Below are 16,105 nucleotides of genomic sequence, written 5' to 3'. Positions count from 1 at the left end.
CGCCTGGCTCAGGTGGAGTGTTCATGTCGAGAAAAAACGCCCGATTGTTTGAGAATCCCTGGCTGTCGCAAATTGACAGTGTAGAAAGGAATCTTATCAATTATGCGCCTGATGCACGGCGAACGTTCACCGATCCTGTGGCACCGATTGGCTGGATTGACTGCGGTGAACGTGCCGATGCCCAATTGGCATTACTGGCCCAACAACCTGATGAACTGCTGAAACGCCTGAAAACCTGGCGGCAGGCGGGATTGCTCACCAGCCAGGCGGCCGAGAGTTTGCGGCAGCTGCAACGCCTGACGCAAACCAGCATCGCGCGTAATCAACCCATTACCCAGCTTGATGAGTATCAGCAGTTGGTGGGACAGCTGACGCCGACCTTAGAACGTATTAACCAGCGCCTGAATGGCCAGCGCCCGCCAGTCACGCTGGCGGATGACACACTGGAAGTGGCGCTGCGTATCGCCGAAAAACGCCGTCGCTCAGAGTAGCGATCGCAGTGGTGCGCCGCTTATCCATCCCTGAATATCTTCCACTGCCTGCGTGAAGTAGGTGCGGTAATTGCTGTCGGCGACATAGCCAAGGTGCGGCGTGGCCAGCACATTGGGCAGATGGCGCAACGGGTGGTCAGCAGATAGCGGTTCCTGTTCGAACACATCGATTCCGGCGCCAGCCAATTGACCGGATTGCAGCGCGGCAATCATCGCTTGCTGGTCGACAAGTGCGGCGCGTGAGGTGTTGATCAACAGCGCGCCTGGCTTCATCTGCGCCAGTGCAGCGTGGTCAATCACGTGGCGCGAGCGCTCGCTGAGCACCAGGTGCACCGAGACAAAATCGCTCGCTTGCATCAAGGCGTGCAGCGAAGGCATCCGTTCTGCGCCACATTCGGTCGCGCGTGAGTCGGTGAGATTTTGACTCCATGCGCAAACGCGCATCCCAAAGGCCTGCGCCACTTTGGCCATCTCGCCACCGATTTTACCCAGCCCCACTAAGCCCAACGTTTTGCCCTGCAAACCGAGCCCCAGCGTTTGCTGCCACGGCCCGTTATTGCGCATTGCCTGATTTTCTAACCTGATGTGGCGTGCCAGCCCAATCAGCAAACCCCAGGTGAGCTCCATCGGTGCAGCGCTGCTGCTGGCGGTGCCGCACACGGCGATATAGCGCTCGGCACAGGCGTGCAGATCAATCGAGGCATTACGCATGCCGGAGGTGACCACCAGTTTCAGGTTAGGCAAGCGACCAATCAGTTCGGCCGTGAGTGGTGTGCGCTCGCGCATAACAACGAGGATATCGGCGTGTTCGATATGGCGCACCCGCTCATCTTCATTGTCAAAATGCTGGGTTAGTGCGGTGGTGTGTACGGTTGGTTGCAGCGATGCCCAATCGGCCAGCGACAGGGCAACGTTTTGGTAATCATCAAGAATGACGCAATTCAGGCTCATGGGATTCCTCAACGAGAAGTGGCTGACGCCCTTGCTCATTGAGCCAGGCGCGAAACCGGTCATTATCCATCGGACGGGCATAATAGTAGCCCTGAATGTAGACAACGCCACGTTGCTTCAGGTAGTCGAACTGCAACGAGGTCTCCACACCTTCACCGAGCACATCCAGCTTGAGTTTGTGGCACAGATTTATGATGGCATCCAGCACCGGCGTTTCTACCTCCAGACCTTCAATGGCGTTAATAAAGCCGCGATCGATTTTCAGGTAATCCAGCGGGAAGGTCAGCAGATAAGAGAGTGAGCAGTGGCCGGTACCAAAGTCATCAATCGCCACTTTCATGCCGTGTGACTGCAGGTAGCGGAGTTTACGCGCCACCAGTTCGCCGTCATCAATCAGGCTGCGCTCAGTGAGCTCCAGCGTCACCACCATCTGCTTGTCTTTAATGCGGCGGGCAAAGCGCTGAATGTCCTGCACGAAATCGGCATGTTGCAAGTGTTCTGCTGCCACGTTCAGGCCAATATGGAAACCGGGCTCAACCTGCCAGCCCTGAATATCTTCCGCCATCAGATCCAGCAAATGCTGGGTCAGCTGCACAATGATCCCTTCAGATTCGGCGTGGCTGATAAAGATATCCGGACGAATCATCTCACCATTCGGCAATTGCCAGCGCAACAGGGCTTCCGCGCCTTTGCAGCGCTCGATTTCCGTGCTGTAAACCGGCTGGTAATGGACCGAGAATTGACGGCTTCGCATCGCGCGGCGGATTTCATCGGCCCACGAAATGCGGCGGCGCAGCCAGTTGGCGGTCAATACCATCAGCAGGATAGAAAAAATCGCCGCCATCGGCAGGAAGATAAACAGCGCCTGACGCCAGGCTTTCAGCAACTCGGAGGCAGGCACGGTGACATTCACGCTAATGGGGTAGCGGCCGGATTCGGCCTGATAAGGCTCACTTTTCAGATACAGTTCGGGTTCGATATCGGCCGGGCCGCTGGTAATGGGTGCACCGCCGCTAAAGCGCATGCTCATCTGATAGCCACGCGATTCGCCAATCGCGTGCATAAAGTCCATCAGATACTGACCATCAATCACCGCCCAGAAGCCGGTGCTATCTGGCAGTTGACGCACAAACACCACGGCGGGCCGATTGGGCACGCCGTAAGTGCCACGAATGGAGAGGCTCCACCAGGCTTTACCCGTGATCGGCGGTGGTTGCATCATCATCTGGGTCAGGGTGCCATGCACCAAACCAAACGCTGATGAGCAGCTGATGTTCTCGCCACTCAGCAGACCGACGGAACGGAAATAGGCGTTGAGGGTGCCAGCGCGCTGCAGTTGATCCTCGATCTTCGCACAAGGCTGATAATGGTACTGACGCAGCTGGGTGATCATATCCCAGGCGTTATCACTCATTTTTTCGGCTTGAGTGAGTAAGGAGTCAGCGGTGGAGATCTGCTGCTGGCTCACCGTGTGCCGCGCTTCAATGGCCGTACAAAGGATGCCCAGTACCAGTGGTAATAACCCGGCACAGACAATTAACAGCCAGCCAAAATCGCGATTTTTTCTTTGCGGTGGCACCTGACTTTCCTCGGTCATTTTAAGCAGCAGATGAGGGCTAAGCTGCGGCGTCAGCAGCATAACACTTCCAGGGGCCGTGCATATTAGCGTTTTGATTTTGCTCTGGGCTGACTCAGGTCAAATATCGGCGTCGCTTTGCGTTAATTGACAATGTTTTGCCGTTATTGGCATTTCCCAGCGGGAAAAGCGCTGTGCCACGATGATGGGAAAGCATATTGACCTGAAATGAGGAGCGAAAATGAGCACTGAAACCCTGGATGTGGCTTCCCTGCGCCAACGCATCAGCGAAGGCGAATGGCAGGCGCGTGTGAAGCTGGCGCAGGCCTATCACCTGGCGGCCAGGCTGCGCTGGACCGACCATATCTACACCCACTTTTCTCTGCGTGTGCCGGGCGATCAGCCCCATTTTCTGATTAACGCTTTCGGTCAAACCTTCGATGAAATCTCGGCGGAGACGCTGGTGAAAATTGATATCGACGGAAACATCATTGATGACCCGACGGGGCTGGGGATTAACCACGCGGGATTTGTGATTCACAGCGCAATTCACCGTGCACGTCCGGATGCGCATGCCGTGCTGCATACGCATACGGCGGCGGGCATTGGTGTCTCTGCGCAGCGCAACGGGTTGCTGATGATTTCGCAGCACAGCACGCGCTTCCACCATCGTCTTGGCTATCACGATTACGAAGGCATTGCGCTGGATCTTGATGAGCAGCAACGCATTGTGGCCGATCTCGGCGATCTTAATGCGCTAATCCTGCGCAATCACGGCCTGCTGACCTGCGGCGGCAGTATTGAAGAAGCGTTCTATAACCTTTACTACCTGGAGCGTGCTTGCCAGGCGCAACTAGCGGCTCAGTCGGGCGGTGCCGATTTGATCATCCTGCCTGATGAGGTATCCGAGAAAGCGGCGCAAGCCTTCGACAACAGCATCCGTAACCACAAATATCAGCTGCACTGGGATGCCTACATCCGCCAGCTCAACCGCAACGCACTCTGAGAATCCCTTATGAAATGGCTGAAACCGGTAGTTTCGACGCTGTTGCTGTGCGCGGCGTTTAGTAGTCAGGCGGCACCTGATTTGAGCAAAGTCACTCTGGTGCTGGGCGATCAGGCGCGCAATTTGCGTTCGCTGATTGAGGCCGCCGATGTCATGAAAGATGCGCCCTATCAATATCGCTGGGCGAATTTCCAGGGGGCGGCACCGCTGTTTGAAGCACAGCGTGCGGGGGCGGTCGATACCTCCTACGCCGGAGATTTGCCGGTATTGATGGCGGCGTCCGGTGGCGTACCGTTGAAGATCATCGCCACCAACGTCGGCGATGCCGGTTCGAACGGATTGATCGTTCCGGCGGATTCGCCAATCCACAGCGTAAAAGATCTGGCCGGAAAAGAAGTGGTGGTGTCATCGGCGCGCGGCAGCATTTCGCAGCATCTGTTGTATGAAGCGCTGGAAGAAGCGCAGGTCAAACGCGATACGGTGCCGGTGCGGTTTGTTTTGCCAACCGATGCCAGTGCAGCGTTTAATTCCGGGCAGATTGCCGCCTGGGCCACGTTTGATCCCTATCTGGGGATTGCTGAACAGCACGGTGCACGCCTGCTGCGCGATGGCAAAGGGTTAACCACGGCACTGTCGTTTGTCACTGCCACGCAGAGTTCGCTGGACGATCCCGCTAAGCGGGCGGCGATTGTCGATTTCACCCATCGTTTAGCCAAAGCCCGCGAATGGGCACTGGAGCACCCGCAGCAGTACAACGCAGTCTATGCCCAGTTAACACGTCTCTCGCCGGAAGATGCGCAGAAGATTACGCCGCGCATTTCACACGGCGTTCGGGGTGTAACGGCAGAAGATGTGGCGAAAGTGCAGAAGGTGTCAAATCTGTTTAGCGAGCTGAAGATTTTGCCGAACAAAGTCGATGTGCAGGCGATTACGGATAACAGCGTCTTTACGCAATAATCGCCAATCCTGCGCAATAATCGCGCCGTTACACTTATGTGCACATCAACCTGCGCGAAGCCTCTCGCCGCGACGCTGATGTGCACATGCTGTAGCGGCGCAAACCCCTGGCTATTAACGCGGACGCGATCCCGGCCGCCCATTGCCTAACATTATCGCCAGTCGGCTGCCACCCGGCGTGGTCTCCATCAATATCTTAGTGACGCTGGTCAGTGGTACTGACAGCAGCATGCCCACCGGCCCCAACAGCCAGCCCCAGAATATCAGCGACAGAAACACCACCAGCGTCGAGAGCCCCAATCCGCGCCCCATCAGCTTTGGCTCCAGCATATTGCCAAACACCATATGAATCGCACTGAACAGCGCGACCACGAACAGCGCATCGTAGACGCCATTTAACACCAGAGCCTGAATAAACGGCGGGATGCCGGCGATGATGGGGCCGATATTGGGCACGAAGTTGAGGATAAACGCCACCACGCCCCAGAACAGCGCGAATTTCACGCCGATCAATTCCAGCACCAGCCATACCGCGAGCCCGGTGATGACGCTGACCAGGGTCTTTAGCGCCAGGTAGTGGGTCACGCCTTTGAATGCGCGGTGTAACCCCGCAATGCGGATTTGCGGATTGATCATCGCGTTGCGCATTTTGTAGGGCAGATGGCGCACTTCGAACAGCATAAACACCACGGTGAGGATCAGCAGCAGCACGTTGGTCATGGCACCGGAAAACTGTTTCAGCAGCGTGGTGGCCAGATCCATCATCACATTCGGGTCGAGCCGGGCAGCTAAGGCTTCCGTTGAGACATTGATATGAAAGCGAGCGGCAAAGTGCTGCACCACGCCGAGCTTTTGTTCCAGCATGCTGCGGATTTGCGGATAGGTGTCGCTGAAGTCACTGGCCGAACTGGCCATCACGCCAACCAACAACAGGATGACGATAAATATCACGCTGATCACCGCAGTGATGGCCAGACCACGTGGCACGCCTCGACGCATCAGCAGGGTGACCAGTGGATTAAGCACAATCGCCAGAAAGCTGGCGAGCAGGAAGGGCACCAGAATTTCTGACGCAGCACGGATGCCCGCCAGAATAATCACCAGCATCGCCATTTTGACCAGCATGTTCTGGCCAATTTTTTCCTGGGGCAGGTTGTTCATTTACTCTCCTGAGTCATCAATGGCTCAGGAGAGTGTAGTTGAATGAAAGTAAGTGATTGTTTATTTAGGAATAAGCGAAACGTCAGTGTTTTATTTCCCCTGACGTTGCATTAGCGCTGTGGCGCCCAGCATCAGGGTGAGGCTGGCAAGCAGTGTCACGGTGGCCATCGCCATCCCTTGCCCCACGGAACCTTGCTCGAACTGACGCCAGATAAAAATCGCCACGGTTTGCGTCCCGGCGGGTGCCAGCAGCAGCGAGGTCACCAGTTCGCGCGATGCCACGGCAAACACCATCATCATCGCGGCCAGCAGACTCGGTGCGACCAGCGGCAGGACGATCAGGCGCAGCGCCTGTAAGCGTGACGCGCCGTGCACGCGCGCCGCCGGTTCCAGCGTGGGGGCCAGTTGGCGCAGCGCACTGCTGACATAGCGTACCGGCCACGGCAGCAGCAGGCAGCTGTAGGAAAGCAGCAGAATAAACATTGTGTTGTAAGGGGAAACCGGCCAGAAGCCGCGGTTCCACAGCAGAATCAAACCGACGCCGACCACCACGCCGGGCATGGCGGCAGGCAGCAACGCCAGGCCATCCATCATCGCCAGCAGGCGCGTTTTTCCTTCTGACACGCGCCAGGCAATCAGGAAACCGAGCAGCCCAGTAAGCAGTGCTGCGCCCAGCGCCAGCCCAATGCTGGTGGAGAAGGCCGCTAACGCATCCCCTTGCTGACTGAACAGCGCGCCGAAGTGGCGCAGCGTCAGGTTATCCAGATGCAGGCCGCCGGAAAGGGTATTCAGTAATCCACTCAGCGTCATTGCGCCCAGCGGCAGTACCACGGCGAGTAAAACGGTGAGGATAAACGGCAGCAACATCAGCGGCAGCCAGCGCCCGCCCTCGGCAAGCTCCTGCACCACCGGTTTGCCGTTAACGGCCGTGACATCGCTGCTGCCGGTCAGTTTGCGTTGCAGGAACCAGGCGGTGAGCGCCACCAGGCTCAGCATCAACGAGAGCGATGCCGCGCCCGGTAAATCGATTGGCCAGTCCGCCAGTTTGGTTTCGATACCGACCGTCATCAACGTCAGATGCGCCTGAGTGCCGAGCGCCGCAGGCACGCCGTACTCTTCAATCGCCAGCGTGAATGCCAGCAGCACGCCACCGGCTAACGCTGGCAGTGTCAGCGGCAATGTGATCTGGGCAAAAGCGCGCCAGGCTGATGCGCCGTGCACGCGCGCCACCCAGGCGAGGCGTTGACCGCTCGCCATCAATGAACGCGATACCGCAAAGTAGACCACCGGGAAGATATTCAGCGTCATCACCAGCGTCATGCCGGTGCTGCTAAACAGCAGGCTATCAAGGTTGAAGCCAGTGAGTTGTTGCAGATAGCCGTTGCGTTGCAGTGCCAGCGTCCATGACAGCGCCACGATATAGGGCGGGGTGAGGAAGGGGATCAGAAACAGCAGATCCCACATTGCCGCCCCCGGCAGACGGAACAGGCCGCGCAGTGCGCCGAGCGGTAAGCCCAGCAGCAAACTGCACAGCGCCACGCCGCCGCCGATTTTCAGCGTGCCCAGCCACATCGGAACCAGCTGGGGATCTTCAAACAGCGCCGGTAACGCGCTGAAAGCCCCACTCCAGTTCCCCTCGCCAAGCTGTGGAAACAGTGCCTGTAGCACGATAAACAGCAGCGGCAGTGCCACCAGCAGCATCAGCGCCAGCAGAATCAATCCATTCAGGGCACGCGACATCATTTACTGCCCGAACAGGGCGCCAAAGCGCTTCAGCACCGCCGAGCGCTCGCTGCTGCCATCGCTATTGGCGGGCAGCAGTTTGATCTCGGTGAACAGCGGACGCTGGGCTTTGATATCGGTACGCGCCGGCATCAACCAGGCCTTCGCGACCTGCTCCTGGCCTTCATCCGACAGCACATAATCGACGAACTTCTTCGCATCATCGGCATGTTGGCTGCTTTTCAGAATCATCATCGGGCGCGGGGCCACCACGGTGCCGTTTTCCGGGAAGATCACTTTGACGCTTTCACCCTGCGCAATGTTGTTATAGGTGACGTAATCCACTGCACCAAACACCGCCGCTTTCGCACCCTGCAATACTGGCGTCACCGCCTGGGCATTCGGGCCGCTCATCACCATGCCGTTGGCTTTTAACTGGTCAAACAGCTGCCAGGCTTTTTCACCCTCGCTGTTTTGCAGGCCAATCAGCAGATCGAGTGAAGCACCAGAGAGTACCGGATCGGGGGTGGTGACTTTGTCTTTAAACGCGGGTGCAGTCAGATCCTGCCAGGTTTTTGGCTCTGGCGTGCCGCTCTTGGTGTTCCACACGATGCCGAGCGCGGAAATGCCCTGTGCCACGTAGTTGGCCGTTTTGAACTGATCCGGCACTTTAGCGGCATTGGCGCTTTCGTACGGCAACAGCCAGCCACGATGTTGCAGATCTTCAGCGGTATCCCATGAGGCAGAGATCAGCACATCGGCTTGCGGATTAGCCTGTTCGGCTTCCAGACGCGCCATCACTTTGCCGGTGGTGGCCTGGAAGATATTCACTTTAATACCGGTTTGCTTTTCGAATCCGGTGGCCAGACTTTTTGATAGCGAACCCGGACCGGCGGTGTACACCGTCAGTGCCTGGGCATCGTTGATCATCATAGCGGAGGTCAAAATCATCGCGCTGATGGCTCCTGTTTTAACTGACTTGAGAGATGGCATTGCGGTCCCCTGAGAGGTGAGTAACGGAAACAATCTGGCCCTGTGCCAGGTGAATAATGCGGTCGGCGAGCGTGTTGGCTTCCTCGCGGTCATGCGTGACATAAACAGCGGTAATGCCCGCGCTGCGCAGTAAATCCGCCATGGTGTGCACCAGGGTTTCACGCAGGTCGCGGTCAAGATTGGAGAGCGGTTCGTCGAACAACAAAATAGCCGGTTTAGCGACCAAAGCGCGGGCGAGGGCGACGCGCTGCTGCTGTCCGCCAGAGAGCAACGCCGGTTTGCGATCGCCAAAATCAGCCAGGCCGACCTGCGCCAGCGCCGCATCGGCCTGTTCACGTGCAGCCGCTTTTTTCACACCGCGCATGCGCAGCGGAAACGCCACGTTTTGTGCAACGGTCATGTGCGGCCATAGAGCGTAATCCTGGAAAACCATGCCGAGGTTGCGCATCTCCGGCGCATCGCAATGACGCGCGGAGGCAGCGCAGCGATCGCCAATCCACAACTCGCCTGCCGTGGGTTGCAGCAGGCCCGCCAGTAGTTTCAGCAGCGTGCTTTTGCCACAGCCGCTCGGGCCGAGTAGCGCAAGGATTTCGCCTGCGGGAATCGTCAGGGACAGATCGTGCAGAATCGTCAGATTGTTCACTGACCATCTGAGATTTTTCAGTTCGATAGGCACGGCATGCGTCACTGGCCACCTCCGGCAAAGGAGTGGCACTGTGGCACGCGCGCCTGACAGCAAATCAGGAGCAGCATCAGATTGTGTATCCTCTTTGGGATTTGATGGGCGCGAGTGTAAGTGGGCGATATGACGAAATGATGACCACAAATTAGGGCGATCACCGGATGCAGTACGCAGGAAAAGGCGTATAGTTAGCCTTCTATACAAATATTTAGTCACCCACGAGCGCAATCACTCATGCCTGACCAGCCTGCCGCGGCCCCTGAACACGGCCGACTTCGCCTGAATCTTCTGATCCTCTCCATTGTGAAGTTCAACTTCGCCAGCTATCTCACGATTGGCCTGCCGTTGGCGGTGCTGCCGGGCTTTGTCCATGACGGATTGGGCTACAGCGCCTTTTGGGCTGGGGTCGTGATCAGCCTGCAGTACATCGCCACGCTATTAAGCCGTCCGCATGCGGGTCGCTATGCAGACATGTGGGGGCCAAAGAAAGTGGTGGTGCTGGGGCTGGTGGGTTGCCTGATCAGCGGCATCTGTATTTTGCTCTCGGCACTGACTGAAGGGCAGGGCGTGCTCAGTCTGATTTTGCTGTGTCTGGGGCGCGTGATACTGGGCGTGGGGCAAAGTTTCTCGGGCACCGGCACGTCACTGTGGGGTGTGGCGCGCGTTGGGTCGCTGCATATTGGCCGGGTGATTTCCTGGAACGGTATTGTCACCTACGGCGCGATGGCGATCGGTGCGCCGCTCGGTGTGGTGATTTTCCGCAGCGGCGGTTTACTGCTGCTTTCGGGCATCATCATTGCCATCTGCGTGCTGGCGATTGCGCTGGCACTGCCGCGTGCGCCAGTGAAAGGCAGCAAAGCCAAACCGCTGCCGTTCCGCGATGTGCTGGGCAAAATCTACGGCTTCGGCCTGATTCTGGCGATGGGATCGGCAGGTTTTGGCGTGATCGCTACCTTTATCACCCTGTTCTATCAGGATAAGGGCTGGGATGGTGCCGCCTTTGCCTTAACGATGTTCAGCGCCGCCTTTGTCGGTACGCGTCTGCTGTTCCCCAACGCGATTAATAAGCTCGGTGGCTTGCGCGTCGCCAGCATCTGTTTTGCCGTTGAAGCGGTCGGATTGTTTCTGGTGGCGGGATCGTTCGATCCGTGGATGGCGAAAATGGGGGCGTTTCTGACCGGTGCAGGTTTCTCGCTGGTGTTCCCGGCGATTGGTGTGGTGGCGGTGAAAGTGGTGCCCCAGCAGAATCAGGGCAGCGCGCTGGCGACCTACACGGCGTTTATGGATTTGTCGCTAGGTATCACCGGACCGATTGCGGGTTTTATCATGAGTTACGCCGGGGTGTCGCTGGTCTATCTGCTCACCGCGCTGCTGGTATGTCTGGCGCTGTTCTGCACGCTACGCATGATGAAGCGGCAGCCACAAGAAGCGGCTGTGGAAATCAAAGAAAATGCCTGACTTCTATGAATAAAGCACCCTCACATCATTCATCCCAATCGCTCAGGCGCATCTAAACAGGGTCTTCAATCGCTCAGGCATCCTCTAAATAGTTTACGTCAGAGCAAGGCGGCAAGTTTGTAAGTCCCCAGAAGCTTACGTCCGTCAGTAATTAGGGTGAGAGCAAACGTTGTTAAACCGCTCAGGCATCCTCTAAATAGTTTACGTCAGAGCAAGGCGGCAAGTTTGTAAGTCCTCAGGAGCTTACGTCCGTAAGTGACTGGGGCGCACAAACGCGGCCAACGCAGCTATGACGTAAAATATGACGAGGATGGAAAAAAGGGCCTCCGACCGAGGCCAACACTAACAAAGTGTGTCTTGTTATGGACACAGATAAGGGTAGGGGAAACGGCGGCACACACCCTCGGTCGCCGTTATAAATCAGGCTTGCAGCAACTCAATACTCTGGCGAATCTCGCGCTCAATCTCTTTCGCGCCCCACTTCTCCAGCTCCGAGGAGAATGGCTCAAAGGCGTAAATGCCCTTATAGCCCAGCATCTCCAGACGCTTCACTTGCGCCACGCTGTTCAGCACATCGCGGTCGCTCAGCATAATGCGCTCTTCATCCGTCAGTGCCGCCGTTGGGCGGGTATCTTCCACGCCTGAGAGATGCACTAAGCCAATCTGGTTCACCTCAATCTCCTGCGGGAACTCCTGCTCGGCGTTCTCGTAAAGGTGATGATGGAAGGTATCCAACAGCAATTTAAACGGCACGCCCGCCTGCTTAATCAGCTTTTGCGTCTGCACCGCAGAGCGCAGTGAACTCACCGGGAAGCCCAGTGGCTCAACCAGCCCCTGAATACCGTATTCAGCGAAGCGCGATGCCAGGATCTGCAACGCCTCCAGCGTTTTCTCTGGTGCGATGGCAATACCCTCGTTCAATGGGCACATCACCAGCGCTTTGGCTCCAATGGCTTTCGCTTCTTGCAACATCGCTTCGGCTTTGCTCAACAGCGCGTCATCAGGGCGGTTAAACGGATAGAGCGCGTTAATGGTCTCGATCTCGATGTGATACTTATCCGCCAGCGATCGCAGCTGCGATGCGCTCAGACCATCGGTGACCTTGCCGCCCGGCATATCGTTACGCAGTTCCACTTTACTCAAACCCAGTCGCTGAACTAACTGGAAAAAAGCTTCAAGAGAGAGCGCGGGCGCAATTTTACGGTTGATACAGAAACGGGTTGGATCGATGGCCATGTGTGGCTCCTGTAATAGGATACGGTTCAGATGCTGCAAAGAAAACATTTATTTCATTGTTAGTGAATTATGAAATATCAGATATTGGATCTTCCTCGCAAAAATTTCATATTTCGTTTCGCGTAACATCATGCTGGCGTGATCTCAGTGGAAATTGTGTGGTCACAGAGGGTTATGATTGCGTGTCGGCAAGAGAGGCAGGGCGCCGATCGAGCGAGGTTTGCGGCCTTGCTGCAGGGAAGGCGGGAAAAATGCGATCCATGCCGCTAAAAGGAAATTTTCCAAAAAGAAGTATTTGAAAAATTTATTTCATTGTAATAGCTTCATAGCACGCTTTTCGTATTGCCTGGTCAGGTGGCGTTGCAGTGATAACCGACTGCCTGCAGGGAACTTCACATCAAAGAGGCAACGACATGACTATCGTAGGAAACTTTATCGGCGGCAAGATTACCCACAGCGCCAGCAATGAAACCATCCCGGTATACGATCCAGCCACCGGCAAGGTCGCGCGTGAACTCACGCAGAGCACCGCTGCTGAAGTGGAAAAAGCGATCGAAATCGCCCATGCCGCGTTCCCTGAATGGTCGAAAACAGCGCCGCTGCGTCGTGCCCGTGTGATGTTCAACTTCAAAGCACTGATGGAAAAACACCGTGACGAACTGGCTGCGCTGATCGTGTCTGAGCACGGTAAAGTGTGGTCGGATGCGTTGGGTGAGCTGACGCGCGGTATCGAAGTGATCGAGTTTGCCTGCGGAATCCCGCATCTGATCAAAGGTGAAAACTCACCAAGCGTCGGCACCGGCGTGGATAGCTACTCGCTGATGCAGCCGGTTGGCGTGGTGGCGGGTATCACGCCATTCAACTTCCCGGCGATGGTGCCACTGTGGATGTTCCCTATCGCCCTGGCGTGCGGTAACACCTTTATCCTGAAGCCACCGGCGCTGGATCCATCAGCCTCTGTGCGTATGGCTGAACTGCTGAAAGAAGCGGGACTGCCGGATGGCGTGTTCAACGTGGTGCACTCCTCTAACGAAGATGCTGAGCAGCTGTACAAAGATCCGCGTATTGCGGCAGTGAGCTTCGTCGGTTCTTCCGGCGTGGCCGAGCATATCTACAAAACCGCCAGCGCCCACGGCAAACGTGTACAGGCGTTTGGTGCGGCGAAAAACCACGCCATCGTAATGCCAGATGCCGATCTGGATGCCACCGTGAATGCCATCATGGGCGGCGCGTTTGGTTCTGCCGGTGAGCGTTGCATGGCGCTGCCTGTGGTTGTTGCAGTGGGCAATGATACTGCTGACAAACTGATTGCGCGTCTGACGCCGCTGATCAAAGCGCTGCGCATCGGCCCCGGTATCCAAAAAGGTGCTGAAGAGAACGAAATGGGCCCGGTGGTTTCTGCCGCGCATCAGAAGAAAGTGCTGGGCTACATCGACAAAGGTGAAGCCGAGGGCGCAAAACTGGTGGTAGATGGTCGTGGCGTAAAAGTCGCAGGCCATGAAGAGGGTTATTACGTGGGCGGCACCCTGTTTGATAACGTGACCCCGGACATGGTGATCTGGCGTGAAGAGATCTTCGGACCGGTATTGAGCATCATGCGTTCTACTGATTTTGACAGTGCACTGAAGCTGGTCAACAGCCATGAATTCGGTAACGGCAGTGCCATCTTCACCAGCAACGGCCACACCGCGCGTGAGTTTGTGCAGAACGTGGAAGCGGGCATGGTGGGTGTTAACGTGCCGGTGCCAGTGCCAATGGCGTTCCACAGCTTCGGTGGCTGGAAGCGTTCGGTGTTTGGTGCGCTGAACGTGCACGGTCCAGACGGTGTGCGTTTCTACACCCGCATGAAAACCGCCACCGTGCGCTGGCCGAGCGGTCAGCAGACTGTTTCAGAGTTCAGCATGCCAACGCTGGGCTAATCTCGCTTAACTTAGGAGATCGATGATGTCTTTGATTTCGAAAGCGCAGCAGCCAGACAGTAATGGTCGTATCCAGCACGTCACGCCAGAAAGTGCGGGCTGGGAGTACGTCGGCTTTGATGCCTACCTGCTGAAGAAGGGCCAGAGCCTGAAGCTCAGCAGCGGCGATAAAGAACTGTGTCTGGTGCTGGTGGCGGGGTTTGCCTCGGTAAAAACCCGCAACGCGGAGTTCCCGAACCTGGGTAAGCGCCTGTCACCGTTCGAGCGTATTCCACCGTACTCGGTGTATGTGCCGCACGATGATGAAGTAGAAGTCTACGCCGATAGCGATCTGGAGCTGGCGGTGTGTAATGCACCCAGCAGTGGCAACTTGCCTGCGCGCCTGATTGCGCCGGAAGATGTGGGTGTGGAGCAGCGTGGTAAAGGACGCAACCAGCGTCTGGTGCACAACATTCTGCCGGACAATGAAGAAGCCGACAGCCTGCTGGTGGTGGAAGTGTATACCGACGAGGGTGCGACCAGTTCGTACCCGAGCCATAAGCACGACCAGAAAACCAGTCCGGACGAAACCTATCTGGAAGAGACCTACTATCACCGTTTCGATCCAGAACCAGGCTTCGCCATGCAGCGCGTATATACCGACGACCGTTCACTCGACGAGTGCATGGCGCCGTATAACCGCGATGTGGTGACTGTTCCGCGTGGCTATCATCCGGTGGCGACCATCGCGGGTTACGATAACTACTATCTGAACGTGATGGCAGGTCCGGTGCGTTTGTGGAAGTTTACCTGGGAGAAAGATCACGCCTGGGTGAACAGCGATAAGTACCCGCGCAGCAAATAAAGTCGCAGGTCGCCATAATGGCGACGCTACCGACTAGCGATACGCTTGTCGTTGGGTGCACAGTGATGTGCACCTGGCAGCACACCGCAAGATATGAATGACAAATGTAAAAAGGGCAGCCAAATGGCTGCCCTTTTTGATGTACAACATCTGGCGAAGTTATTCGCCGGTGCCGGTATTATTGAGCGCTAATGAAACCGCCAGCGTCTGTGCCAGGCAGAGGGAGGCAACCTGCGAACGGAAGCCATCCACCTGCGCTTCGCGCACCACAAAGCACACATCGCTGAAGGCGGCTAGTGGGCTCACCTGGCTGTCGGTAATAGCAATCAGATGTGCGCCGCGCTTGGCACCCAACTCAACCAGCTCAACCGCTTCACGCGCATATGGCGAGTAGCTAATGGCAATTACCACGTCTTTTGGATTCACCATGCTCAACTGCTCGGTGAACATGCCGCCGAGGCCGTCGATCAGGAATGCACGACGCTCCAGATGGCGCAGCGCATACACCAGATAGGACGCAACGCTGAATGAACGACGCAGGCCAATGATGTAGATATTCTCCGCTTCATCCAGCATCTTCACCGCTTTGTTCAGCTGGTCCGGATTGACCTGCATCGCTAACTGCTGCAATGCCTGGCTGTTCACCATAGTAAAGACGTTGAGGATTTCTACCGGGCTTTCAGGCGAGCTGGCGCTGTCATCAGTGGCAGTCTGGCGGAACAGACGGGCGCGCTCGGTGTAGTTCACGGTTTCTTCCATCAGGTGCTGACGGAAAACCTGTTTCATTTCGTTGAAACCGCTAAAACCAAAGGCGTTGGCAAAGCGGATCAGCGTGGAGGGCGGCACATCGGCCTGTTGCGCGATGGAAGCCACGGTATCGAATGCAATGCTGTTGCTGTTATCAAGGATATAACGAGCCACCTGCTTCAGGCGTTTACTCAGCGTCTCATAGCGACGACGGATATCGTCCTGTAACAAGGTTAATTGGGTTGGATTGTTGGTCATGACTTCGGCCCGTCAAAAAATGAAAATATGGCTGGATAATGAGCGCTATAGTACCAGATGGATGGAAAATTTCATTTGTTTGACGCTATCGTGACGCTTATTTC

General features: G+C 56.4%; 14 protein-coding genes. 6 read left to right on the top strand and 8 right to left on the bottom strand.

Features of this window, described 5'->3' with window-relative positions; genetic code table 11:
• Positions 1-23: 23 nt before the first annotated feature.
• Entirely contained in the window at positions 24-491 is a 468-nt protein-coding gene (locus CRO33_RS20545; RefSeq protein WP_034819738.1) for a hypothetical protein, read from the top strand.
• On the opposite strand, the gene CRO33_RS20540 is transcribed toward CRO33_RS20545, so the two are convergent.
• A complete protein-coding gene (locus tag CRO33_RS20540; protein WP_097119394.1) occupies positions 483-1,442 on the bottom strand; it encodes a D-2-hydroxyacid dehydrogenase family protein in 960 nt (319 codons plus the stop codon). The genes CRO33_RS20545 and CRO33_RS20540 overlap by 9 nt on opposite strands.
• Complete coding sequence (locus tag CRO33_RS20535; RefSeq protein WP_097119467.1) at positions 1,417-3,021, bottom strand: EAL domain-containing protein; 1,605 nt, start codon at positions 3,019-3,021, stop codon at positions 1,417-1,419. Before CRO33_RS20535 ends, CRO33_RS20540 begins: the two co-directional genes overlap by 26 nt.
• Positions 3,022-3,259: 238 nt before the next feature.
• Between CRO33_RS20535 and CRO33_RS20530 the strand changes: the two genes are divergently transcribed.
• Both CRO33_RS20530 and CRO33_RS20525 read left to right on the top strand, forming a co-directional pair.
• The gene (locus CRO33_RS20530) at positions 3,260-4,024 is read left to right on the top strand and encodes a class II aldolase/adducin family protein (protein WP_097119393.1); all 765 of its coding nucleotides are present in this window, start codon (positions 3,260-3,262) and stop codon (positions 4,022-4,024) included.
• Positions 4,025-4,033: 9 nt separating this feature from the next.
• Complete coding sequence (locus tag CRO33_RS20525) at positions 4,034-4,981, top strand: ABC transporter substrate-binding protein (protein WP_097119392.1); 948 nt, start codon at positions 4,034-4,036, stop codon at positions 4,979-4,981.
• 114 nt (positions 4,982-5,095) lie between these two features.
• On the opposite strand, the gene CRO33_RS20520 is transcribed toward CRO33_RS20525, so the two are convergent.
• From CRO33_RS20520 to CRO33_RS20505, 4 genes are all read right to left on the bottom strand, one after another.
• Positions 5,096-6,142, bottom strand: a complete 1,047-nt coding sequence (locus CRO33_RS20520) for an AI-2E family transporter (RefSeq protein WP_097119391.1) — start codon at positions 6,140-6,142, stop codon at positions 5,096-5,098.
• A 90-nt stretch (positions 6,143-6,232) separates the two neighbouring features.
• Complete coding sequence (locus tag CRO33_RS20515) at positions 6,233-7,885, bottom strand: ABC transporter permease (RefSeq protein WP_176505806.1); 1,653 nt, start codon at positions 7,883-7,885, stop codon at positions 6,233-6,235.
• On the bottom strand, positions 7,886-8,857 hold the full coding sequence (locus tag CRO33_RS20510; protein WP_176505805.1) for an ABC transporter substrate-binding protein: 972 nt from the start codon (positions 8,855-8,857) through the stop codon (positions 7,886-7,888). It abuts the gene before it with no gap.
• Complete coding sequence (locus tag CRO33_RS20505; protein ID WP_045814084.1) at positions 8,835-9,545, bottom strand: ABC transporter ATP-binding protein; 711 nt, start codon at positions 9,543-9,545, stop codon at positions 8,835-8,837. The genes CRO33_RS20510 and CRO33_RS20505 overlap by 23 nt, the downstream gene beginning before the upstream one ends.
• Before the next feature lie 228 nt (positions 9,546-9,773).
• On the opposite strand from CRO33_RS20505, the gene CRO33_RS20500 reads away from it, so the two are divergent.
• Positions 9,774-10,997 (top strand): MFS transporter, encoded by a 1,224-nt coding sequence (locus CRO33_RS20500; RefSeq protein ID WP_097119389.1) that lies wholly within the window; start codon positions 9,774-9,776, stop codon positions 10,995-10,997.
• 420 nt (positions 10,998-11,417) lie between these two features.
• Here CRO33_RS20500 and CRO33_RS20495 read toward each other — a convergent pair whose 3' ends face one another.
• Positions 11,418-12,233: a TIM barrel protein gene (locus CRO33_RS20495; RefSeq protein WP_097119388.1), complete on the bottom strand. Its 816-nt coding sequence runs from the start codon at positions 12,231-12,233 to the stop codon at positions 11,418-11,420.
• A 413-nt stretch (positions 12,234-12,646) separates the two neighbouring features.
• Between CRO33_RS20495 and CRO33_RS20490 the strand changes: the two genes are divergently transcribed.
• The gene (locus CRO33_RS20490; protein ID WP_038644250.1) at positions 12,647-14,152 is read left to right on the top strand and encodes a CoA-acylating methylmalonate-semialdehyde dehydrogenase; all 1,506 of its coding nucleotides are present in this window, start codon (positions 12,647-12,649) and stop codon (positions 14,150-14,152) included.
• A 25-nt stretch (positions 14,153-14,177) separates the two neighbouring features.
• Entirely contained in the window at positions 14,178-14,996 is an 819-nt protein-coding gene (gene iolB / locus CRO33_RS20485; RefSeq protein ID WP_097119387.1) for a 5-deoxy-glucuronate isomerase, read from the top strand.
• A gap of 159 nt (positions 14,997-15,155) precedes the next feature.
• Here the strand turns inward: iolB and CRO33_RS20480 are convergent, their stop codons facing one another.
• Positions 15,156-16,001 (bottom strand): MurR/RpiR family transcriptional regulator, encoded by an 846-nt coding sequence (locus tag CRO33_RS20480; RefSeq protein WP_034819711.1) that lies wholly within the window; start codon positions 15,999-16,001, stop codon positions 15,156-15,158.
• Positions 16,002-16,105 lie beyond the last annotated feature (104 nt).

The sequence above is a fragment of the Pantoea sp. GL120224-02 genome (genome assembly GCF_900215395.1).
In the GTDB taxonomy this organism is placed as follows: Bacteria; Pseudomonadota; Gammaproteobacteria; order Enterobacterales; family Enterobacteriaceae; genus Pantoea; species Pantoea communis.
This window is presented reverse-complemented; position numbering and strand designations above follow the sequence as displayed.